The sequence below is a fragment of the Candidatus Seribacter sulfatis genome, from assembly GCF_964187635.1.
GTDB lineage: Bacteria > Verrucomicrobiota > Verrucomicrobiia > Opitutales > Seribacteraceae > Seribacter > Seribacter sulfatis.
Genome location: NZ_CAXLMO010000112.1, coordinates 18,293 through 41,742, shown reverse-complemented (window position 1 = coordinate 41,742; position 23,450 = coordinate 18,293). Strand labels below are relative to the sequence as shown.

18 protein-coding genes are annotated in these 23,450 nt (G+C 43.6%); 8 read left to right on the top strand and 10 right to left on the bottom strand.

Annotated elements, in window-relative coordinates:
- Positions 1-3: 3 nt before the first annotated feature.
- Together ACKPQ5_RS10295 and ACKPQ5_RS10290 are read right to left on the bottom strand one after the other, a co-directional pair.
- The gene (locus tag ACKPQ5_RS10295) at positions 4-3,861 is read right to left on the bottom strand and encodes a DUF1553 domain-containing protein (protein ID WP_407679022.1); all 3,858 of its coding nucleotides are present in this window, start codon (positions 3,859-3,861) and stop codon (positions 4-6) included.
- Positions 3,862-4,126: 265 nt separating this feature from the next.
- On the bottom strand, positions 4,127-5,500 hold the full coding sequence (locus tag ACKPQ5_RS10290) for a glucoamylase family protein (RefSeq protein ID WP_407679021.1): 1,374 nt from the start codon (positions 5,498-5,500) through the stop codon (positions 4,127-4,129).
- Between the two features lie 84 nt (positions 5,501-5,584).
- On the opposite strand from ACKPQ5_RS10290, the gene ACKPQ5_RS10285 reads away from it, so the two are divergent.
- Positions 5,585-6,187, top strand: coding sequence for a hypothetical protein (locus tag ACKPQ5_RS10285; protein ID WP_407679020.1), 603 nt, complete (start codon positions 5,585-5,587; stop codon positions 6,185-6,187).
- Between the two features lie 9 nt (positions 6,188-6,196).
- On the opposite strand, the gene alr is transcribed toward ACKPQ5_RS10285, so the two are convergent.
- Genes alr through ACKPQ5_RS10265 form a run of 4 tightly spaced genes read right to left on the bottom strand, consistent with a single transcriptional unit; the run spans position 6,197 to position 10,596 of the window.
- The gene (gene alr / locus ACKPQ5_RS10280; protein ID WP_407679019.1) at positions 6,197-7,327 is read right to left on the bottom strand and encodes an alanine racemase; all 1,131 of its coding nucleotides are present in this window, start codon (positions 7,325-7,327) and stop codon (positions 6,197-6,199) included.
- Positions 7,328-7,336: 9 nt separating this feature from the next.
- Positions 7,337-8,011, bottom strand: a complete 675-nt coding sequence (locus ACKPQ5_RS10275) for a hypothetical protein (RefSeq protein WP_407679018.1) — start codon at positions 8,009-8,011, stop codon at positions 7,337-7,339.
- Positions 8,012-8,051: 40 nt separating this feature from the next.
- Complete coding sequence (gene rpoN, locus ACKPQ5_RS10270; protein WP_407679017.1) at positions 8,052-9,599, bottom strand: RNA polymerase factor sigma-54; 1,548 nt, start codon at positions 9,597-9,599, stop codon at positions 8,052-8,054.
- A gap of 16 nt (positions 9,600-9,615) precedes the next feature.
- The gene (locus ACKPQ5_RS10265) at positions 9,616-10,596 is read right to left on the bottom strand and encodes a serine/threonine protein kinase (RefSeq protein ID WP_407679016.1); all 981 of its coding nucleotides are present in this window, start codon (positions 10,594-10,596) and stop codon (positions 9,616-9,618) included.
- Positions 10,597-10,741: 145 nt separating this feature from the next.
- On the opposite strand from ACKPQ5_RS10265, the gene ACKPQ5_RS10260 reads away from it, so the two are divergent.
- The 3 genes from ACKPQ5_RS10260 to ACKPQ5_RS10250 all read left to right on the top strand — a co-directional run bounded on the left by ACKPQ5_RS10260 (position 10,742) and on the right by ACKPQ5_RS10250 (position 12,501).
- Complete coding sequence (locus ACKPQ5_RS10260; RefSeq protein WP_407679015.1) at positions 10,742-11,056, top strand: HesB/IscA family protein; 315 nt, start codon at positions 10,742-10,744, stop codon at positions 11,054-11,056.
- Positions 11,057-11,121: 65 nt separating this feature from the next.
- On the top strand, positions 11,122-11,904 hold the full coding sequence (locus ACKPQ5_RS10255) for a protein-disulfide reductase DsbD domain-containing protein (RefSeq protein WP_407679014.1): 783 nt from the start codon (positions 11,122-11,124) through the stop codon (positions 11,902-11,904).
- Between the two features lie 63 nt (positions 11,905-11,967).
- The gene (locus ACKPQ5_RS10250) at positions 11,968-12,501 is read left to right on the top strand and encodes a hypothetical protein (protein WP_407679013.1); all 534 of its coding nucleotides are present in this window, start codon (positions 11,968-11,970) and stop codon (positions 12,499-12,501) included.
- Positions 12,502-12,521: 20 nt separating this feature from the next.
- On the opposite strand, the gene argS is transcribed toward ACKPQ5_RS10250, so the two are convergent.
- A complete protein-coding gene (argS, locus tag ACKPQ5_RS10245) occupies positions 12,522-14,303 on the bottom strand; it encodes an arginine--tRNA ligase (RefSeq protein WP_407679012.1) in 1,782 nt (593 codons plus the stop codon).
- A gap of 100 nt (positions 14,304-14,403) precedes the next feature.
- On the opposite strand from argS, the gene ACKPQ5_RS10240 reads away from it, so the two are divergent.
- Complete coding sequence (locus ACKPQ5_RS10240) at positions 14,404-15,732, top strand: thymidine phosphorylase (protein WP_407679011.1); 1,329 nt, start codon at positions 14,404-14,406, stop codon at positions 15,730-15,732.
- Between the two features lie 56 nt (positions 15,733-15,788).
- Here the strand turns inward: ACKPQ5_RS10240 and efp are convergent, their stop codons facing one another.
- On the bottom strand, positions 15,789-16,412 hold the full coding sequence (gene efp, locus ACKPQ5_RS10235) for an elongation factor P (protein WP_407679010.1): 624 nt from the start codon (positions 16,410-16,412) through the stop codon (positions 15,789-15,791).
- 54 nt (positions 16,413-16,466) lie between these two features.
- Here efp and ACKPQ5_RS10230 point away from each other — a divergent pair, with 54 nt between their 5' ends.
- From ACKPQ5_RS10230 to rdgB, 3 genes are read left to right on the top strand one after another with little or no spacing between them, the layout of a single operon-like run.
- On the top strand, positions 16,467-17,231 hold the full coding sequence (locus ACKPQ5_RS10230; protein ID WP_407679032.1) for an exodeoxyribonuclease III: 765 nt from the start codon (positions 16,467-16,469) through the stop codon (positions 17,229-17,231).
- Entirely contained in the window at positions 17,224-18,333 is a 1,110-nt protein-coding gene (gene ribD, locus ACKPQ5_RS10225) for a bifunctional diaminohydroxyphosphoribosylaminopyrimidine deaminase/5-amino-6-(5-phosphoribosylamino)uracil reductase RibD (RefSeq protein ID WP_407679009.1), read from the top strand. Before ACKPQ5_RS10230 ends, ribD begins: the two co-directional genes overlap by 8 nt.
- Positions 18,330-18,935, top strand: a complete 606-nt coding sequence (rdgB, locus tag ACKPQ5_RS10220) for an RdgB/HAM1 family non-canonical purine NTP pyrophosphatase (protein WP_407679008.1) — start codon at positions 18,330-18,332, stop codon at positions 18,933-18,935. The genes ribD and rdgB overlap by 4 nt, the downstream gene beginning before the upstream one ends.
- 415 nt (positions 18,936-19,350) lie before the next feature.
- On the opposite strand, the gene ACKPQ5_RS10215 is transcribed toward rdgB, so the two are convergent.
- Positions 19,351-20,859, bottom strand: coding sequence for a sulfatase (locus tag ACKPQ5_RS10215; RefSeq protein ID WP_407679007.1), 1,509 nt, complete (start codon positions 20,857-20,859; stop codon positions 19,351-19,353).
- Positions 20,860-20,998: 139 nt separating this feature from the next.
- Entirely contained in the window at positions 20,999-23,227 is a 2,229-nt protein-coding gene (locus tag ACKPQ5_RS10210) for an NADP-dependent isocitrate dehydrogenase (protein WP_407679006.1), read from the bottom strand.
- Between the last annotated feature and the right edge of the window lie 223 nt (positions 23,228-23,450).

The following is a 23,450-nucleotide window of genomic DNA, read 5'->3' as shown; positions in this document are numbered from 1 at the left end:
TGATTACTCTCTGTTTAAGGTTTCGTCTAAGTTTAAGATCATGGAGGCTAAAACCGTCCAAGTTGCGTGCTCTTGGGCGGGGATTGATGAATCCCGGGATGTTTCTCCAATTTTTAATAAATCAACAGCCCTTTTCGGTTCTGCTTGGAAAATTTTACTTTGGTAAGAGTGTGCATCTCGTAACACTTCCTTTCTTATAGAATCAGCAGGTCGTCCAGTAGCCAGTTCGAAAGCGAAGTCTAAGCGATCTGAGAAAGACTTGGCAGGACTTTTTAGAATCCGCTGAGCAAACGCACGGGAGGCTTCGACAAACTGTTCGTCGTTCAATGTTACCAAAGCTTGCATGGGAGTGTTCGTACGCTGTCTTTGCAGGGTACAGGTTTCCCTGGATGGGGTATCAAAGGCCATCATCCCTGGGTGGGGGGCAGAACGCTTCCAATAAGTGTACATGCTTCGACGATATAGCTTATCTCCGTTATCGCGTACAAATCTGAGTCCACCATTTAAGGAAACCTCATTCCATAATCCTGGCGGTTGGTAGGGCTTCACCCCTGGTCCGCCAAAAGTTCGGTTGAGCAGTCCGCTTAAGGATAGAGCATTATCGCGAACAAATTCTCCCATCAGGCGAAAGCGGGGAGCTCGTGCATGGTATAAGTTTACCGGATCTTTTTCCATGTGAACCGCACGAGTCTCCGAAGACTGACGGTAAGTGGAGCTCATCACCATCTGCTTGATGGTTCTTTTTACATTCCAATTATGATCAATGAAATCTTTTGCCAACCAAGAGAGTAGATCCGGGTGTGATGGCCAACTTCCCTGTGAACCGAAATCACCGGGAGTGCTGACCAAGGGGCGGCCAAAAATGGTCTGCCAGTAGCGGTTGACGGTAACTCTTGCGGTCAGCGGGTGATCTTTATCCATCAACCATTTGGCTAATCCAAGGCGGTTTTTAGGTAAATCCTTTTTCATCGGAGGGAGAAAAGAGGGAGTATCGGGAAGGATTTCTTTTGATTCATCCGGTGAGGCATATTGTCCACGCATCAGAACATAGGTTTTTCTCATCTTGTTAGGTGGATTGTCACCCATGATCATGGAGGTAAGCTTTTTGTTCTTTAAAGCATTTAAATCCTGCCTCTTTTTGGTAACCGTGGCCAAGGTTTGTTTGTATCCAGGATCATGTCGGTTGAGGTAGTAGTCAATAACCAGGTTTCGTTGGGCCGGGTTCAGGTGTTTGGGCTCCTGTTTAATGAGGGGGAGGATAGGATCAATGTAGCCCAGTCGATCAATTTCCCGGGTACTCAGTACTCGGGAGTACAGTCGAAGTTCATCCATTTCGAGCCCATTGGTTGAGGAACCGTTAAAACGACGTCCAATACGAAAGGCTTTTGAGGTTGAAATTGTTTTGGTGAGCGAATCATGAGTGACCTCCATTGGCTGAGTCTTTCCATTGAGATAGACTTTCAATCCATTCCCTTTATTTTTACCGTCGTAGGTAATGGTCAAGTGGTGCCACTGATTAACTGGAATTGGCTTTTTGGAAACTGCTTTGAGGGCGTTGTCGGGGAATTCGTTCACGATGTGCATACCAACCTTTCCACCCTCGAGCCAAATATCGTAGCCTCTATGTTTTTGGGATTCATCCATTTTGCTAAGGATTGCACCGGTAAGATTTTTGGGAGTTTTAATCCAAACCGACCAAGAGAAAGATTGGTTATGTTCGAGTTTACCGATTTGAGTAGATTCAAGAAACCCATTATTCTCGATTTTTAATCCATTTCGTGATTTTCCTAATTCAGTCTGCTTTGCTCCTCCATGAAGGACCAAATCTCTACTTGGTTTTGCTATGTCATTGGTTTTATTTCCTTCAAAAGAATCAAAAGTAAGCCCGGCGGTTAACCCTGAAGGTTCAGGAATAGACTGGTAGGGCAGTGACATAATAACTTTGATCTCCTCCAAGGAGAGTGTTCGGTTGTAGACCCGCACCTCATCAATCTCGGTGCCATTGACTTGAGCGGATTTGAACCGGCGACCAATACGGAAAGGTTTATCCGTTTTAATGGTGTTCGCTTTGAGTGTGTTAGTTGCAATGATTTTTTCCTGCTTGGTTCCATCCATATAAATTTCCACGGCATTTGCATTTCTTTGCCCGCTATAGGTCACGCAAAGGTGGACCCATTTATTGGCGGGGATCGTTTTCTTGGAAACAATTTTGAGTGCATTATCGGGCCAGGCGTGAACGATGTGAGTGCCGGGTCGTCCGGCATCTAACCATAGGTCATACCCGCGAAATTGGTTTCCTTCATTCATTTTACTGAGGATTGCACCCCCGAGATTTTTCTGAGAGGTTTTGATCCATGCACTCATGGAGAAGGCTTGGTTATGTTCGAAGTCACCAAAATTTGGTAACTCGGCAAAGGAGTTATTCTCGATTTTGATACCTCCTGAAAATTTGGCCTGTTTAATTGATTTCGGAGAGTGATGGAGAATGCATGATGGCGCTCCCTTAAGGCCTACTTTTGAGGTGTTGTTTTCGAGGTTAAGTTGGTCGAAGGGGAGGTGGGCAACCAAGCCCTGAGGGTCAAGAACTTGAGGGTTTTCTTCTAATTGTTTTTTGGTTTGTTGAGTCCATTGATCGAACGATTTAAGGGATTCTTTTCGCCTGCGTTGAAGGGAACTACTAGCTACTTCAACTGCTTGGTTTGCCTCGGACAGTTGTTTTTTTCTCTTTGGAGTTATCACTTCAACCATCGGTGCTGTATTTCCCCGCCTGGTCTGCATACCCGGATCTGCGTTATTATTGTAGAAGGCATAAAATTTGAAATATTCCTCCTGGGAAATGGGGTCGTATTTATGATCATGGCACTGGGCGCATTCCATGGTTAGTCCCATCCACACATTCCCCGTGGTTTTTACTCGGTCAACCACATATTCTACCCGAAATTCCTCGGGAATAACACCTCCTTCATCGGTAGTTGCGTGGTTACGGTTGAAACCGGAAGCGATTTTCTGGGCATCGGATGGGGAGGGGAGAAGATCTCCCGCTAATTGCTCAATTGTGAACTGATCAAAGGGCATATTGGACTTGTAGGCATTAAGAATCCAATCACGCCACGGCCACATGTCACGGGGGCCGTCATCATGAAAAACCGATGTGTCACCATAGCGGGCAGCGTCCATCCATACCAAAGTCATTCGCTCGGCATAGGCATCGGATGCAAGTAAGCGGTCCACCACTTTTTCATATGCTTGGGGTGAGTGGTCGAGCAAGAAATCGTTTATTTCTTCGGGGGTTGGAGGCAACCCGGTCATATCGAAGTAAATTCTGCGAAGAAGGGTTCTACGGTCGGCCTCCGGAGAAGGATGAAGGTCTTTTTGTTTTAAGGTTTTAAGAACGAAAGAGTCGATGGGATTGCGTATCCATTGGGGCATTTCAGTCTTTGGTTCTTGTTGCTTATTTACGGGAATGAATGCCCAATGACCTTCCCATTTAGCTCCCTGTTCAATCCAGGCTTTGATTGTATTAATCTCAACCTTGGTGAGTTCCTTCTTAAATTCGGGGGGAGGCATAACTTCGTCCGGATCATCGGAAGTTATTCGGTGCCAAGCTTCGCTGTCTTCCAAACTATTTCGAACAAAGGCGGCAATTTCATCTTTCTCCCTAAATGCTTCCTCTTCAATATCCAGACGTAATTTCGCCTTGCGCGATTTTTCCGAAGGGCCATGGCAAAAAAAACATTTACTTGAGAGAATTGGCCTGATGTCCCGGTTGAATGATATTTCAGCGGAAAAGGCCCTGTTGGAAAACGGGGATAAGCAAATTAACGAGAAAATAGTGATAAAACTTAAGGATTCTCGAAGCATAATTAAAAAAATGGGTTTAAGTAAAGGCTTGCAGCAAGTTAACAAATAAAAGGGAGGATGAAATTTGATGTTTTAACGTACAAATCAAATAGTATAAATTGTCTTAATTAGGACAAGGAATTTGTTTACTTATAACTAACAATTAGTCTTTTTAGGCATTGTAGTTCATCTTTATCAATTAATTACTTTTAATTGTTAAAATTAATTTTAATATTGTGACATTCCACAGAAAAGAATTTTTGCCAAAAATATCGTAAAGATTATTTCAAATCTTCTTAACCTGCGTAAATTCGAGTGTTTTTAAACCTTTTCGTATGTATTCATTTTGATGCAATAGTTTCCAAATGAGCTGAGAGGAATAGTTTTCGAACATCAATAAAACGAGTCCTTTATCGATGCCCAGATAGCTTTTTGCAATCCATGGTTGGTTGCCTTTTGCCTTAGTTTTGAAGCTGTAGGCATCATACAGGCCATATTTTCCTACCAATCCGGGGATAGTATACATATATTTCAAGGCGGAAATGGAAGCCTCTGGAGTAAAAGGAAGAAATGAAAGAGCTCCGTAGGGTGCCACGGTACCATCTTCCAAAAGTTTATATCCTGCCCCGATCGGATAAGAACCATAATGCCCGCTATATCCAGTAGTGGGACTAATTGAGGCCGACATTCCCCATGAATTTTTCCCTAAACCTTTAATTCGGTGGGCATTGTCGATAGCATACTGCCGCGCGGCCAACGACGCGTGCCTGGAATTGGTGAACCAATCCCTGCCCAGTCTGTCCCGCAGGTTACGAAAATCGATAAACGCATGAGTCCATTGATAGGTAAAGGCGGCTCCTGTTCCACAAATAATAAATTTCTCGCCCTTGTAACTTCCTTTGTAAGTTTTCATTGCGTAGTATGAATCCGGTCCTGTGGCGAAATGTTGATTGGGGGAACCTGCCGCGAGGATGTAGAGAAAAATATGTTCCGCATAAGCAGACCACCCGCCAAACATCCCATCTTCTGTTATTCCAAAGGGTACTTTATCGGGAAGATCTTCCGGGTAGCAGGCGAGGTACGGGTGTTTGGTTTCGGGATTGGTAAACCATTTCCAGTTCATTTCCCGATACAGTTCATCGGTTAATACTTTGATTTCACCACCAAAATATTCTGCCGCCGCTAGTGCGCCTAAAAGCATAGTTCCCGCTGATGCATTACTAAGTTCAATATTATTTGAATCTTCCCACCCTCTTTTTCCGGTATCCGGATCAATGAAATGGTACCAAAAGCCGTTGATGCGTTTTAGTTTTTTCATTGTGTTCAGCGTGGTTATGATTCTTTTTTCAGCGCTCTTGCGACTTATCCAGCCCCGTTCTACTCCAATAATGATAGCGGCGAAATAAAACCCCTGTTCTTCAATGGCAATGGGACTATATTTATCCATCCCCACGTAATCCCCATTGGTCATACCATAGGTGGGACTTTTCGGATCGTCGTTCCACTCCTCCCAAAAAAAGTGGAAGCATCCTTTGAGTTCTCTTTCCATTATTGGAGTTAGTGTTGGAGCTGTCTCTCTAATCTTAAAAGGACTACCGATCAGAGGAGGGCCATTGAATAACGCCAAAACAAAAAAAGTAATCGTAAAAGATTTCGTCATGAAAGAAAAAGTGTAAATGTAATAATAGCCTTGAAGTGAGATTTCACATTGATTCAAGCTCTTAATTTATACATTAGTATTTTAATGAGTGAATCAACCCAGGAGGAAGAAACAATTGAAAAGCCGCAGGAAGAGGAAGAATTTTCTTTTGATGCCGTTGATTTGATGTTGGAGGGAGACCTCAAGTCTCAGATTAATTATTCGATGGTGAAGGGAATAGCCCAGGCATTGGATGAAAAGTCTCAGATTTTAATTAAGGCTGAGGAATCTTTTGAACCGCAGGAAGAGGAAACTTTTGCAGAGGTAGCCTTGCCCGAAATCGAGGCCATGGCTCTAGCCATTACGGAAGGTTGTGTGGACTTTACCAAAATCCGGTTTTGGGAGGCATGTGAAACTGCAGAAGTTGCCTGGGAGGAATCTAAAGATGCGGATGGCAATGTGGTGAGTAAGATGCCTTACGGTAATCCATTGGAAACCCCGGCGGAAGGGAACCGTATTCTGGCAAACCTGAAGCAAATTTCGACATGGTTGGCAGAGGTTCATTCCCTGCACGAGAAAAATGGAATGGGCTGGGTCTCTCCTTACGGTTGTCCGGAAGACGGACAACAGGCATATGATAACCGATCCAATTCGATCAATCAATTATCCCACATTATAGAATCGATCGGAGCAAACTTTGACTTATAACAAACGGGTTTATTCCCTTATGGTAGTATAAACACGGGGAACTCTTTTGGTAATCGAACAAAGCAATTCCCAAGGTATCGTTTTTGCATGAGTCGCAAGTTCAGTCAGTAGGATTTCCTTCTCCTTTTGTCTCCCAATTAGAGTGACTGTCTGTCCGAGTTCAATCTCGGAAGGTGCGTCGGTTAAATCAATCAAGGTCTGATCCATTGTAACTCTCCCCACTAAGGGGTAATTCTGTCCGTTGATTAAACCAAAGGCTCGATTCCCACAGGGAAGTGGAATGGCGTCGCCATAACCGGCACTGATAATCCCAATTTTTGAGTCCCTTTGCAGGGTATACTGACGACCATAGCTCAAAGTTGTTCCTTCGGGCAGATTTTTGATCATGGCCAGTTTCGCATGAAATGATAGAACTGGTTCAACTGGCAGATCCGCTAAAATACTACCCTGTGGAGGGGAGACTCCGAATTGAAGAAGACCGATTCGAACTGCATTGAAAATTGCGTTTCGATCAAATGAGCGAAGAGAGGAGGAATTATCCGCATGAACAAGAAATCCTGGTTTTTGGTGAATTTCTGTGTTTTGAAGAATCGATAAAAAGCGGGTTCTTTGTTCTTCAGTAAAAGAAAGATCGGAGGGCTGGGCAAAATGAGTCAGGGCTCCACAAAGTTTAATTTCACTGTGTTTTTTGATTTCTTCAATCAGTGGAATCGCATCATTCCACCAAATTCCATTTCTCCCCATCCCAGAATCAATTTTTAAGTGAACTGAGATTTGTTTTTGATGTTTTTGAGAAAGGGCACATAGCCTATTTAACTCCACTTCGGTGGAGAGTGTTGGAATTAAATCAAACTCTATCAATGCTTCATCTTCCTCTTCCAGTAGGGGACCTAAAATTAAGATTGGCCAACCGGAGCCCATTTCCCTGATCTCCGTCGCTTCTTTAATATTCGCAACGGCAAATAAATCGACCCCGCTTTGCATTAATCGAGCGGCAGTGGGATGAATGCCGTGACCATAGGCATCTGCTTTCACGACTGAAACATAGCGAACATGAGGGGGCAGTGAATCTCTAATCAATCTTAGATTCCTTTCAAGGGCGGCCAGATTAATCTCTGCCCAGCAACGCTGTGTTATCATTCTATTACTCTAGCTGTCCGGAGACAGGAATTTTATTTCCGGAACCCATTTTTTGAATTCTGGTGGTCGGGGAGAATAAATTTCTAGTTCTTCCTTAGGCTCCGAGATCTTAATTAAGTCCGAAAGCCCGTTCATTTTATTCAATCGATATTCCAAAATATTGTCTGGATCAATCGAGGTGATTTTTCTTCTTGGATCTTGAAGGTGTAAGCTCGATGGAAACTTTTTGAGTGCTTCCTCGCTTTCGAAAATTTCTTTTTTTCCAATGGGATGTTGATTGGAAGAAGAGCGAACGATTCGCCAACCCATACGAAAGGGAGCTTGAACGAAGTCAGGGTAGGGTTTCACCATTTGACTGGCAAGGTCAAGGGCATTGTAGGAGTAGAGTGCGAATTTGTTTTCGCATTCCCATTGTACTGTTTTTACAAATGCAAGGGTGAGGCGAAGGCCCAGTGTGGATCCAGGTCCGGCGCAAAAGAAAATAGAATCAATTTCTTTGATTCCCAATTCTAATTCTTCGAATAGTTGAGCCACGGATTGGAAAACTCCATCCATCGGAGAATTGGAAGTTTCTACTATTTTCCTCCATCCATTTTCTTTGGCAATTCCGACCTGTACATTGGCAGTGGACACATCCAAAACGAGAGCGGTAGAAAGCGGACTACTGGTCTTGTCTTCTTCCATTCCTCAGAGTACTTGAGTGGGGATCAGGTAAATGAACAGATTAATACCGGCGGCGTAAGTTTGTGGGAGAAATCCCAAGTTCTTCGCGATACTTTGCAACCGTTCGACGGGCGAGTTTGATTTCTTTTTCAGCTAGCAAATCGACAATTTTACGATCGCTTAATGGTTTACTCGGGTCTTCCTGTTCAATAATAGAACCAATTATTTCCTTCACACTAGTATTGGAAACGGAATCTCCGTCCTTCCCTGAATATCCGGGTGTGAAAAAATACTTTAACGGGAAAGTGCCATGGGGAGTCCGGACAAATTTGTTGGCGATGGCACGCGATACGGTTGTTTCATGAACTTCGATGGAGTCGGCCACTTCGGACATAGTCATGGGGCGTAGTTTGGAGGAGCCTTCTTCAAAAAAGCCTGTCTGTCTTTCAATGATTTTTCGGGTAATTCGTTCGATGGTATTTTGACGTTGATCGATCGAGCTTATGAGGAATTTACCTGCTCGCATTTGATTGCGAACATATTCCTTTTCCTTACTGGATAATACCCCTTTGGCAATCAATTCTTTATAGGTCCTGTTAATTTTTAGCCTGGGAATAAAATCACTGTTGAGGCTGATCACCCATTCATCACCGACTTTTTCCACAGTCGCATCGGCCGAGATTGACTGGTTATTATCTTCGGAAAACCTCTTGCCAGGAGCTGGATCGAGTTCACTAATCTTTTCGATTGCTTCGTGAATTACTTGAGTGGATTGAGATAATTTACGGGAAAGTTCAGGGACGCGCCGCCTTACAAGTAGAGGAAAATGGTCTTTTACGATTCGGTACTGATCTGTATCCTCCCAATCCCGAGCATCCATTTGCTTAATCAGGCAGTCTTGCAGGTCAATGGATGCAATCCCAATTGGTTCGAAGGTCTGTAATGTACGCAGTGCTTCCTGTAAGTCGGCCAGGGGCATTGATGAAAGAAGGGCAATGTCGGACAGATTTGAATTGAGAAAGCCATTTTCATCCAAGCTACCAATCAGGTATTCTGCGGCATCCCGAACGCCTTGGCTAATTTCAGTTAATTTTAATTGATCGAGTAAGTGTTCCTGGAGAGATACTTCGGAGGTGAGTGAATCAAAGAAAAACTTTCTTTTATCCTGTGCGTCGGTATTTCCTAATTTAGCTTCTCCTTCAAACTCGCTTTCAAAATGTTCTCTTAAATCCTCTTCCATCTCCTTGAGGATTGCAAATTCATCCGAAAAATCGAGGTCTTGTAATTCTTCTTGATTCTCGGATTCAATATCCTGTTCTTTGTCAGAATCCTTACCCTCTAATTCCGAACCAGGTTCTTCCGGGAATTCATCGACTTTTTCCACTTCCAATTCGTCAGGGGAGGGTTCGACTTCTGATGCATCAAGACTTTCGTCGTTGTTTCCTAATTCTTCAAGAAGGGGATTAGTTTGTAATTCTTCAAGAATAGCAGAACGCAGTTCGAGTGCAGGAACCTGTAAGATTTTGAGGGATTGCCTTAACTGAGGGGCAAGGACAAGGTTCTGAGTTTGCTTCTGAACTTGCCTGAGACCTTGGGATTGCATGGCCATAATAAACTTTCAGGTTTTAATTATCTGCAAATCGGGTTTCCCCGCGATGCCAACGAAGTGCTGCATTCTCTCCGTCATCTCCAAAAACATCATAAATATAAGCCGCTAACTTCTCGTTCGTGGGCCCATATCCTTCGCCATAAATAAAGCTCTCGAGTTCGGTGAGCATTTCTTCCGATGATTGATACCTCTCATCTCGTGCCCTCATCAGGGAAGTTTGGAGAATTTTATCAAGCCGCGGATCAATATCGGGACGGATCTCTTTGAAGTTTGGAACTTTCATTTCCAATATATTACGAATGGTATCCTCTGATTCATATGCTTCGAAGAGGTTGTAACCCAAAAGAAGTTCAGACATTACAATCCCACAACAAAATAGATCAGCACGATGATCTGTTACTTCACAGCGTGCTTGTTCTGGAGATAGGTATTCATCCTTACCGGCAATTACATCGCCTTCTTTATTGTACATTAGGTCCAGTGCCTTCGCGATTCCAAAGTCAGTCAATTTAACATCTCCCTCTTGGGCGATCATGATATTTTTTGGGTTAACATCGCGGTGGACAATCCCGAGCAAGCGACCTTGTGAATCTTTCTTGCGATGAGCGTAACCAAGTCCTCTGCATATTCGGGAAACAATAAAAACCGCCAAATCTGCGGGTATGTATTGTTCCGTTTCCACATGCCTATCGAGAAATTCCTCAAGATTCCAACCCGTTACATATTCCATGGTCATGAAATATTGCTCTCCAATTTTGCCTAGATGGTATGTCTGGACAATGTTGGTATGAATCAAGTCAGCAACTAATTTTGCTTCTCCGATAAAATTATTTCTAAACTCTTCAATTGCAGAATATTCTTCCCGAATCAGTTTGATTGCGACCACTTTTCGGAATCCACCAATTCCTTTTTGTGTAGCTTCGTAGACCAATCCCATCCCACCTTCCGCAATTTTACGAGTTAGTTCGTAGTGTACTTCGTTAAATATGTGTTTCATTTATGCCAATGTCGTAAAACTAAGTATTATCCTATCAGTTTTCAAGAAAATACTTAATTTTTTAAGAGTAAATAGTATATTTGGCATAATTTACGCTTATAGTCGCTTGATTTGACATAATTCTCTCCGATGTTAGTAATTATCTATGATCAAATTAACTATCGAAGCAGCCAAGGAGATCGAACGAATGTCAAAAGACTCTGATTCTGATAAAATACTCCGTATTTTTATTGAGCCTGGAGGATGTTCTGGATTTGAATACGGAATGTCAATGGATCGGGCTAAAGATTCTGATCAACTTGGCGAAAGTCAAGGAGTCCAATTTGCAGTTGATGGAGAAAGTGTAGAGTATCTGTCCGGCACAGAAATCCACTTTGATGATGGGTTGAGTGGAAAAGGTTTTGAAATCCGAAATCCAAATGCCCAGACAACTTGCGGGTGTGGGAAATCCTTCAGTTGAATGATTTAGTTGCTAGAATTCCGCTTCTTCTTATCTCGCTATTTCTGAGTGTTACCTGCTTGGGAATGAAAAAGGTAGGCCCTTTGCGCATGCAACTAGTGGCGGAACAAAACGGAGTTGTTCCCGGTGAAGATTTTTGGATTGGTTGGCACATTGTAAGAGAAAAGGGTTGGCATACTTATTGGAAACATCCCGGAGATGTTGGTGTTGCTCCTTCCCTTGAGTGGTCAACTCCAAAGGGGATATCAATTGGTGAACTAATTTATTGTACACCCGAGAAAGTGAAGATGGCAAGTATCCGTGCCAATGGAAATTACGGGGAAACTCTTTTTCTGTGCAAGGTAAGTGTAACTGATCAAGTGAAAGCAGGAGAGATTATAACTCTCAATGCAAGTGCATCTTGGCTTACTTGTTCCCGACAATGCCTGCCCGGGTTTACTAATTTATCGATTGAATTAGAGGTGGTAAATTCGAGGGAATTCGATTCGGATTGGCATCAGAAGTTCGAGCAGTTTAGGAGCTCAATTCCTCCACCTCTTCCTGACCATTGGGAGCCATCTGCAAGACTCAAGGGTAAGTTTATCGATTTAAAATTACTAAATAAAAACAATTGGGAGTCGAGTGAAGATCGCCCAATATTTTTCTCCTCCAATCGTTTAATTAGTTCGGATGGAAATCAGTTGTATAAAAATAAAGAAGATTTTCTTCATTTACGCTTCGAGCGTTCACCATGGGCTCGAAAGGATGAAAAGTTTTTATCAGGTTTACTTTTTAACGAGAAAGGATGGGGGGAAGGTTCAACTAGCCAATATTATAGTATTGAAGTCCCTTTGGTATCTTCAAAATAAATAACATGTTCTACTTTTAGAATTGAAAAAAATTCATTTTATAGGACTTTAGATATTATGATAATGAAAGCACACATTCTTAGGCGTATGATTTTGGGATGGATTGTAATATGTTCTATTCCAATATTACCCGCTCAGGATTTACCCGGGAGTTCTCTTCCTGGTTCTTCTACCACCATTGTGCCACCAGCAAATGAAGTAGCTCCTGCCGCAGTGGTGAAGAAGGAGTTAGATCCTGCGATGGTAAAAGAAATTAAGGATGTGGTAAAAACAAACATATTTGCCGTTTCCAAAAGGAATATCAACATGGCATTGAGTACGATCCATCCTGAATCTCCCACCGCAGAGAGTTCCAAGGATATGATGACTTATATTTTTGCCCGCCTTCAGCTAAAATACACGATACAACAGCTTGAGGTGAAGGAGATTGACGGCGATGAAGCGAAGGTCGAAGTATTGCAAGTTACACAGAAACTTTCCGGTAATGCCGCGTTTCGAGATAACCGAGTCAAGATGTTACACACCATGAAAAGAGATGGGAAAAAATGGAAAATGTTTAGCTCCGAGGCATTATTGATTGAATACCTTAAGTACTAAATCAATCATTTAGGCTGGAATTACATTTCCTCGAGTGTTTCAATTCCCAAAATATCCATTCCGATTTGTAATATAATTAACGAACGAGCACATAGAATAAGTCGGAGTGTTTTAATTTCTTCCTCTTCCACCATCACTTTGCTTTGGTTGTAAAACGAACTAAATTCGGTTGCTAATTCGAATAGATAGCAACCGAGAAAATGAGGTTTTAATTCTTTCGTGGTTTGTTTAATCACTCCCGGGAAAAAAAGAAATTTTCGAGCCAGGCTTCTTTCAGAATCTGTATTCGGTTGATAGTGGGTACTTAGAATTTGAGTTGGTAAAACTTGAGCTTTTCTAAAAATACTATGGATTCTGGCAACTGCGTATTGGAGATACGGTGCTGTGTTTCCTTGCATTGCGAGCATCTTTTCCCAGGAAAAAACATAGTCAAGCGTACGGTCCTGGGACAAATCAGCATATCGAACTGCACCCAGTCCAATTGCTTTTGCTCTTTTTTCTATTTCTACCTCAGCAAGGTCAGGCTTTTTCTCTATCACCATCTTTCGAGCCCTCGATATTGCTTCGTTCAACAGATCGATAAGTTTGATCGGTTCTCCGTCCCGGGTCTTGATCGCTTTATTGTCATCCCCTAAAATAGTACCGAACCAGACATGTTCAAGAGATGGACTTTTTCTCTTTTCTGCGGAGTACCATTTTTGTACAGTGAGGAAGAGTTGTTCAAAATGATCGCGCTGCCTTCCATCAGTAACATAGATAATTTGATCCGAATTCCATTCGTTTTTCCTGTATTCCACGGTTGCCAAGTCCGTGGTAGCATAATTACTCGCACCATCCGACTTACGAATGATAAAGGGCTGCTTTGAGAATCTTTTATGCTCGGGATGAAAGACCACAAGTGCCCCCTCATCTTCTTTACAAATTTGATGGGACAAAAGGTTTTCATAAATAGGATCAATTTTGTCTTTGTAGAAACTTTCTCCAAGTGAGTGATCAAAATGGACTCCCAGTATTTCATAAATTGAAAGAAAAGAATCCATGCTTATTTCTTTAATCTTTTGCCAAAGTGCAAGGTTTTCAGAATCTCCGTTTTGAAGTTTCACTAACTCCTCCCGCGCTTCTGCCAAATTACACTCTTCTTCTTTTATCCATTTGTTTCCTTGTCGATAAAGGTTTTCCAATTTTGCAATTGGGTCAGGACCGAGTTGATCAAGAGCGATTTTTTCTCTTTTAATTGCATAGAGAAGAATGCCAAACTGGGTTCCCCAATCCCCAAGGTGATTGTCCCGTATTACTTCGTGGCCAAGAAAGTGAAGCAGTCGGGCTAAGCTTTCCCCTATAATCGTCGAGCGAATATGGCCAACATGCATCTGCTTGGCAGTATTGGGACCGGAGAAATCAACCACCACTTTTTGCGGGTTTTCAGTCTGGACCGCCTTTTGGATTGATTCGGTATCAGCAAATTTTTCGAGCCATTGTAGAAAATAAGAAGGAGAAAGTTTGAAGTTAATAAAGCCAGGACCCGCGATACTGGTTTCCCAAAGATCAGTTTGGGGTAGGGCATCCATTAATTTTTGAGCCAGTTCCCTGGGGTTGATGCCTGCCTTTTTGGCAAATGGGAGTACGCCATTTGCTTGAAAATCTCCAAACCTTGGATCGGCCGGTCGAACCTGAGGTTGAAAATCTTCACCGAAATGTTCGCTCGTAGTGGTTACCGTACGAATTACACCTTCAATTGTATCACTAGAATCAAATTCAATTAACATGGTGCGTAATCCAAGCATATTACTAGAAAGGGTCAAGTACGACTTGGAATAAAAGCCTCGACTTATTTGAACTAATTAACTATATAATTTGTTTTGCCGTTTATTCATACCCCCAAATCGCGTAAGGACAATTATCATGCCTAAAGCCATTAGTTCCAAAAATAGCACCCCATCATTCTCTTATTTAATTGAGAAAAAAAGAGACGGAGGAGAGTATACAGACGATGAAATTCGTTTTCTTGTCGATTCAATATTAGATGAAGAGATGCCCGAGTACCAGCAGGCTGCCTGGGTAATGGCAGTATATTTTCAGGGCATGTCAGCCCAAGAAACTGCTTTTTTTACTGAAGAAATGATGCTTTCGGGTGAAGTGATTGAGATGATGGATGTTTCCCGTCCTAAAATTGAAAAGTATTCCACGGGCGGTGTCGGTGATAAAACAACCATTGTACTCGGACCATTAGCCGCTGCAGCAGGTGTGGCAATGCCCTTAATGAATGGCGATGATGAAGAATTTTTGACTTCTAATTGCGAAAAACTCTCCGCGATTCCAAAGATAAATAGTAAAATCAACTTAGAGGATTTTGCCACTCAGATTCGAAAAGTAGGTTGTTCATTTGCAGATCGGAACGACGAAATTTCTCCTGTTGAAGGAATTCTTTACAAATTACGACAAACAATCGGGGCAATCCCATCCATTCCTTTTATTACCGCAGGTACATTAAGTCGTAAGCTAGCGGCGGGAGCAGAGGGAGTTGTGGTAGATGTGAAGTGGGGCAAGGGCTCATTCATAAAGACTGCGGACGATGCGAAACAACTAGCACGCTCTATTACCCGGGTTGGTAGAACTCTGAAACGAAGATGCGTCGCTCTAGTAACCGATGTAAATCAACCACTTGGTTCCTGCGTCGGTGCTTCTTTGGAATTAAAAGAAGCGATTGAATTACTGAAAGGGGAAGGCCCAGAAGACTTACAGGACTTAGTTATGAAACTAGGTATGGAAATTGTGCGTCTTGCCGGAGTAGCAGGATCGACGCTTTCTGCCAAGCAGACTGTGCGTAAACATCTTGAAGATGGAACTGCCTTAGAAAAATTTAAAGAAATTGTTGAATACCAAGGTGGTGATTCGAAGGTAATTGATAACCCAGAAAAGTTACCATTGGCCAAGCATACCAAGAAATTACCCGCACCTAAGCGTGGTTATGTTCATACAATTGATGCCGGTCAACTTGCCCGTGGTGTCCAAATTTTAGCTCATGGAGAAGGACAGAAGTTTGATCCTGCTGCTGGTGTTGCTGAGCTTTGCAAGGTGGGCACTCAAATGAAACAGGGTGAACCTCTAATGATTATTCATTACAACGACGAAAAACGCTTAGGCGTGGCAATGGAGTACTTCAAAGCCGCTTATCGGCTTGCTCCTAAAAGACCAAATCCTGCACCTCTTGTTGTTGAACGAGTGGCCTAGATTTTATTTCTGAAATTTAAAATTTTTAAGATGCCTCTTTTTAAGGGGCATCTTTTTTAGTTCACACGGCCTAGGTAAGAACGGTCGCCGGTACTAATCTTGATTACATCGTCCTTTTTAATAAACAAGGGCACTTGAATGGTAAGACCTGAAGAGATGGTGACGGGCTTGAGTACATTTCCCGCAGTATCACCTCTTAATGCATCGGGTGCTTCAATCACAGTTGCTTCGACCGAGGCGGGGAGTTCCAACCGGATCGCTTTTCCATCGATTAGTAAAATATCGTAGGTGTTTCCTTCTACGAGAAAATTATCATCTTCTCCTATCACCTCACTTGGGAGCACGGTATCTTCATAGCTTTCAAGGTCCATAAAGTGATGTCCGTCAGGATCCTTGTAACTAAATTCAAGCTTATTGGTAGTCGTATGCATGAATTCGACATTATCAGTCGATCGAAACTTGGTAGTGGTGGTCGAACCACTTTGCAAGTTCCTCAGGGTTGTTTGCACAAATCCAGCTTGTCTGCCTTGCGTGCGGTGCAGCATTTCTAATACTAGGTGGGGTGCACCTTGATAGTTCATTACCCTACCTTTACGAATGTCTGTTGGAGAAGCCATGTTAATTTCTTTTTCTTGAAGTATTGCGGAAAGAATACCATGGGTAGTAGATTCCTGAACCAATGCCAATCTTATGTTTTCAAAAATTAAAATTTAATGAGTAATAAAAATTCAACAATTGAAATGATTTCTTGGAATGTGAATGGTCTTCGGGCCTGTCGAAAAAAAACTTTTGATGAGTTCGTCGCAAAGAAAAATCCCGACTTACTCTGTCTCCAGGAAGTAAAGTTAAATTCAGAAGTGATTCCAGATGATGACTTCGGATACGCATTCAGACATTATCACCTTGCTGAAAAGAAAGGTTATTCTGGAACCGCGATTTTTTCTAAAACTAAACCACTCTCCATTCGTGAAGATTTTCCTGATGGTAAACACGTTGGTGAAGGGCGTACGATTACCTTCGAGTTTGAAGGTTTTTTCTTGGTTAATGTATATGTTCCTAATTCAAAAGGTGACCTTTCCCGCCTACCTCACCGCTATGACTCCTGGGATCCGGATCTTAAAGATTATCTTATCGAGCTGAGGCAATCGAAACCGGTTGTTTTATGTGGTGACCTTAATGTAGCACATCGAGAAATCGATTTGGCAAATCCAAAAACCAATCGAAAAAGTGCCGGTTTTACTGATGAAGAAAGGGAAGGTTTCTCCAATCTTTTAGCAGAAGGTTTCATCGATACTTACAGACATTTACACCCCGAAAAAACAGGAGCATATTCATGGTGGTCTTACCGAGCGGGTGCACGGGCCCGAAATGTGGGCTGGAGAATTGACTATTTTGTGGTCTCTGACTGCTTGGCCACCTCCATCCGCGATGCTTATATTCTTCCCGAAGTGGAAGGCTCTGATCATTGCCCAGTCGGACTGACGATTGCCCGTGCCTGATTTCGAAAAAAAGGAAATCCTTTTTCGAAGGACCCTAGAGCTGGCCAAAAATGGCTGGGGTAATACCCATCCCAATCCCATGGTGGGTGCAATTATTGAGGAAGGGGGTGAGGTGGTTTCAGAAGGACATCATAAACGTGCCGGCTCCCCACATGCTGAAGTTGCCGCTATTTCAAACCTCGGGCGAAGTCCGATTGAAGGGGCTTCGATGTTCGTCTCTCTTGAGCCCTGTTCGACGCATGGCCGAACCCCTCCGTGTGTGGATGCTATTTTAAAGTCTGGAATTAAGAATGTGTTTATTGGCTGCCTCGATCCAAACCCCGAGCATGCTGGGCGTGGAATCAAGATCTTAGAAGAGGCAGGAATTTCAGTACATCTTGGCTCAAAAGAAATTCAGGCCCAAGCCACCCGTTTGAATTTTGTATTTAATCATAATATGCTCAAGAATTGTCCATTGATTGCCCTCAAAATGGCAGTGACTAAAAACGGAATGGTTGCTGAAATCCAAGGAGTGCCGAGCCGTATTACCGAAGCGGAGGCCCGGGCCAATATGATGCATTGGCGACGATTTTTCCCCGCGATCTGTGTTGGGGCAGGTACAGTGCTTTCGGATGATCCCTCTCTCACCGCCCGCTTTACTGCTGAGACCTGGTGTCCACTTCGCATTATTGTCGATTCTAACTTGGTGACCCTTGGTTCACTGGTTCCAGACCGGGTTATTTATACCGATGAATTTGCTGATCGCACAATTATTCTCACCACCAGTCACGGGCTTTCTCGGCAAGATCGTGTGAGTCGGGCCAAGGAGTTGGGGGTTCGGTTGGTGAAAGTGGCTGAGGACGAGACTGGACGAGCCAAGCCTGATGCACTCAGATCTGCCTTGAATCAATTTGAAATGAACGCAGTTTATTGTGAGGGTGGCCCAACACTTGCCCGATCTTTACTTAATACAGGAAATGTGGATTACCTTTTTAAGTACCGTTCTCCCAAAGTATTCGATCATGAACAGGCCCTTTCAGGACCCGACTTTGATGATTTCCTCATAAAGGTACCTATAACAGAAAGTTTAGGCGAAGACCATCTAACACACGGATTTTTATGAAAACTATCTACTTAGCCTCGGGTAATGCCCATAAACTTAAGGAACTTCAAAGTGCACTCGATCTGGCAGGGTTGTCTGTTATCGTGTCTGGACCCGATGCGATTGGGGGTATGCCAGAAGTCGAGGAAACAGGCTCCACATTCGAGGCGAATTCCTTACTCAAGGCAAATGGTCTACGAGAAATTGGACCAGCTGGTGCTTGGTTCTTGGCCGATGACAGTGGGATTGAAATTGATGCCCTTAACGGAAAGCCCGGCGTTATCTCTGCCCGTTATGCCGGAGAGGAGTGTGATGATGAAGCCAATAACGACAAAGTTTTAAGGGAAATGATTGAGGTACCCCATAATCAGAGAAGCTGTCGTTTTCGCTGCGTTCTTGCATTGGTGGGGCATGATGTTGAGGAAACCTTTTCCGGAGCCTGTGAAGGAATGTTGCTAAGTAAGAGAACAGGAACCGGAGGTTTTGGCTATGATCCGTTATTTCAACCCTTGGAAAGTCAGTTCACCTTTGCGGAAATTTCCCTTGATGAAAAAGCAAAGATTAGCCACCGTGCCCGTGCTTTAATCAAACTGATCAGTTGGTTAAAGCAACAAGATGTTTAGCGTCACCTGTAAAGCCTGTCCTTAATCATTGATTTAAAAGAAGAGTCGCGTTTTATTTTACCCTTCTCCTTGACATCGAGAGGGCTGAAAGCCGGTGGCGAACCACTCGGGGGCCAGTAATTGCCCAGCGCACTCCCTACACGCCCATTGCATGCAGTCGATTGCCGCGTCGGTCACTTCGTTCTCTCCTCGCAATGACATGTGTGTGCGAGTTTTGACCGAACCGTACACTACCATTCCGTTCTACGCCTTGTCATCGCGAGGGCCTCGCCCGTGGCGATCCACTGTGAACCGGGAAGCGAATAGACAACTCACCCACGTGACTCGAGACACGATGGATTGCCGTTTCGCTCACTTGCGTTTCTTCCCTGTAATGATAAAAAGTGTGCAATTAAACAAAACGATTATCTTTTGCTTAATCGACCGAGCTTCCCCACCAATCCTTGTTTGGTTTGTAGTTCGGTTCGAGAAAGGTGGCGTGACGTTTTTCCAATCCTTGCTTTCCTGAGGATTTAATATTTTTCCAACGGGCGTCTCTCTTTACGGAATCAAATTGGGGGTCGGGCTTAGGAAATTGGGCATTGGTTTGTTTGATCCAAGTGATCAACTTTTTTCGCATTTGCTGGGCACGATTGTTTTCCTTTGCGATCAGATCGTTCTGCTCGCCAATATCATTAGCAAGATTATAAAGTTCGTTCCTTTTATCCTCATGATAATGAATGAGTTTCCAGTCACCCTCCATAATGATCGAACTGGGTTCGCCTCCCTGGTTTCCATAATGTGGATAATGCCAGTAAAGTGGGCGCTCGTTGATCGCTTTACCTTTTAATAAAGGAACAAGGCTGACGCCGTCCAAATTTTGTTTTTGGGGAAATTCGATTCCGCAAAGTTCAAGCAGGGTAGGGTACCAGTCGATTCCATTTACTGGAGTTGCTTCTATTGAGCCTGGCTTTGTGATGCCGGGAGCCTTGATATAAAAAGGTTCGCGAATTCCTCCTTCCCACTGCCGACCTTTACCCCCGCGCAGGGGTAAGTTTGAGGTAGCATAGGCATCCCCGGAGGAAACGCCTCCATTGTCGGAGGTAAAGCAAATGATGGTGTTCTCATCCAAGCCATGTTCATCAAGCTTAGCCAGTACGAGACCGATAGATTGATCGAGTTGCTCGATCATTCCTGCATAGATCGGACAGTCCTGTACCTGACGTACATTCAGACGACGATCGAAGAGGAACCTTTCTTTGTTTTTGATGAGCCCCATTTTTTCTGCTTTGTTCCGATATTTTTTCCACAGTGTTTCTGTGGTTTGAATAGGGGCATGAACGGCGTAGAAGGACAGGAAGGCAAGGAAGGATTGATCTTTGTTCTTTTCTATAAAGTCTGCAGTTTCCAGACCGAGGCGTCGCGTGAGGGATTCCCCATCCGCTCCGGATTGAAGATTTGGGTTTGTGTAGGGAGAAAAGAACCCACCCCGTGGACCACCCACATCCCATCCACCTTTGTTTAGATCAAAACCATGGTCGGTCGGCCACGAACCTTCGCTTCCCAGGTGCCACTTTCCGGCGAAGAAGGTTTTGTAACCGGCGTCTTTCATCGCTTCGGCAAGAGTGATTTCGGAATGACGCAAGTTGCGCTCATATTCGGGTGGGAGGTGACTGTCATTTCTTCCCCGCTTTCTCCATCCTTCTCCCGGTGAATCTCCTATCCAGGTGGTGATGCCATGATTGACCGGGTATTTTCCGGTCACAATACTTGCCCTTGATGGACTGCATACCTGACAGGTGGCATAGCCCCGGGTGAATTTCATTCCCCCGTTGGCTATTCGGTCAATATTCGGACTTTCATAAAAACCTGATCCTTCATTGGATAAGTCTTTTGCTCCCATATCGTCTACAAGAATAAACAGAACATTGGGTGGACTTGCCATACAAGCTATCGACAAACTTGAAAACAAAAAGGATAATAGAACCGATTTTTTTGGCATGTGAAACCCCAACACCAATAGTCGAATATTGGCAATGATTAAGAAAGGATTTCAAATAATGAAATTCGAGTTTAAGTGGAACTTAGCCTAGGTTATCCAAAGCCTGATTAAAGGTTTGGCTTGGTCGCATAGCGGCTGAAGCTTTCTCCACACTGGGGAGATAGTACCCGTCCAAATCAACTGGTTTGCCCTGGGCAGCGATTAGTTCCTGAGCTATCTTTTCTTCATTGTCGCGAAGAGTTTGTGCTAATCCCGAAAACTGAGACTGAAGATCACTCTCATCCGATTGCCCTGCCAGGGCTTCTGCCCAGAAAAGTGTGAGATAGAAATGACTACCGCGATTATCGATTTCATTCACTTTTCGGGATGGTGATTTATCTTCATCTAGAAACCGGCCGATGGCAGAGTTTAGTGTGCCTGCTAAAACCTGTGCTTTTGAATTCCCGGTTTTATTTGCTAAGTCTTCAAGCGACACTGCAATGGCCAAGAATTCACCAAGTGAATCCCAGCGCAAATGGCCTTCCTCTACAAATTGCTGAACATGCTTGGGTGCTGACCCACCTGCTCCGGTTTCAAATAATCCTCCTCCTGCGAGTAGCGGGACAATGGAGAGCATTTTTGCACTTGTTCCGAGCTCCAGAATGGGGAAGAGGTCAGTAAGGTAGTCACGCAAAACATTACCGGTTACGGAAATGGTATCGAGTCCGTCTTTACATCGTTGGCATGTGACTTTAGTTGCCTCAATCGGGGCAAGAATCTGTATGTCTAATCCTTCGGTGTCCAGCGTGGTCAATTTGGCATTTACATACTTGATCAAATTGGCATCGTGAGCCCGCTTCTCATCGAGCCAGAAAATGACCGGAGTACCGCTCAACTTTGAACGGTTTACCGCAAGTTTAACCCAGTCGATAATCGATATTTTTTTGGTTTGGCACATGCGCCATATATCTCCGGTTTCCACATCATGGGAAAGCAACACATTTCCCGTTTCGCCTACGACACGAACAGTACCTGCTTTTTCAATTTCGAAAGTCTTGTCATGGGATCCATATTCCTCTGCCTTTTTAGCCATCAATCCGACGTTGGCCACATTGCCCATAGTAGTAACATCAAATGCACCATTCTCTTTACAGAAATCGATGGTTGCTTGATATACTCCGGCGTAATTACGATCCGGGATTACTGCTTTTGTGTCCTTGGGGTTACCATCTGGTCCCCACATTTGTCCTGAAGTACGAATCATGGCGGGCATGGACGCATCGATAATCACATCACTGGGAACATGGAGATTGGTAATCCCCTTATCCGAATTAACCATGGCAAGGGGAGGGCGTTCCTTGATAATTTGATCGAGCTTTACACGAATATCTGACTGATCTTTTTTATCAAGTGTATCAAGGATGCGGTAAAAATCAGAAAGTCCATTATTGGGGTTGAATCCGGCGCTTTGTAGAGTTTCTGCGTGGTCCTCTAGAAGATCGCCTAGGTATGTTTCCACACAGTGTCCAAAGATAATTGGGTCGGAAACTTTCATCATGGTGGCCTTCATATGGAGAGAAAAGAGCACACCCTGTTCATTTGCTTCCTTTAATTGCTCTGCTAAGAATAAACGAAGCGAATTACGATTCATCACTGAGGCGTCAATTACTTCACCTTGGAGTAATGATAAATGATCTTTGAGTATCTTCTTCTCGCCACTGGCATCGATAAATTCAATGGAGACGACCCGATCTTTATCGATGATCGTAGATTGCTCACTTCCGTAGAAGTCGCCTGACTTCATGTGAGAAACATGAGTCTTGGACTCTGCTTGCCAAGGACCCATTGAATGAGGATTCTTTTGGGCGTATTCCTTGACCGGTTTAGCCACGCGTCGGTCGGAATTCCCCTCTCTTAGCACAGGGTTTACCGCAGAGCCGAGGACTTTGGAGTAGCGAGAGCGAATGGATTTATCTTCATCGGTTTGTGGGTCATCAGGAAAATCAGGGATGGCGAATCCTTTTCCCTGAAGTTCCAGTATCGCCTCTTTGAGCTGTGGTATAGAGGCACTGATATTAGGAAGCTTGATAATGTTAGCTTCTGGTTGGCTGGCAAGTTCTCCCAGCTCAGCAAGTACATCTGGAATGCGCTGATTTTCCGAAAGGTAGTCAGGGAAATGAGCCAGGATACGACCAGCGAGGGAAATATCTTTCGATTGAAAATGCACGCCACTGAACGATGTGAAAGCACGAAGAATGGGCAGAAGAGAGTAAGTCGCGAGCGCGGGTGCCTCGTCGGTTTTAGTGTATATAATGTTGGATGCAGAGGACATATTTAAAGTAAATTAAGTGATATATCCTTACTGCATTCGTGGGTGCCTGCAAACATCTTTCGAATAAATGTTTAAAAAAAACCTTATTCTTAAAAACAAAAAAACACTTAAGAAATAAAGGTTACTACAGTACGAAAAATCAATAGTTTGAATAATTTATTCCTCACAGGAATATGGCCATCGGCTCTTCTAGGAATGGAAATGAACCAAAACTATTCCTTTC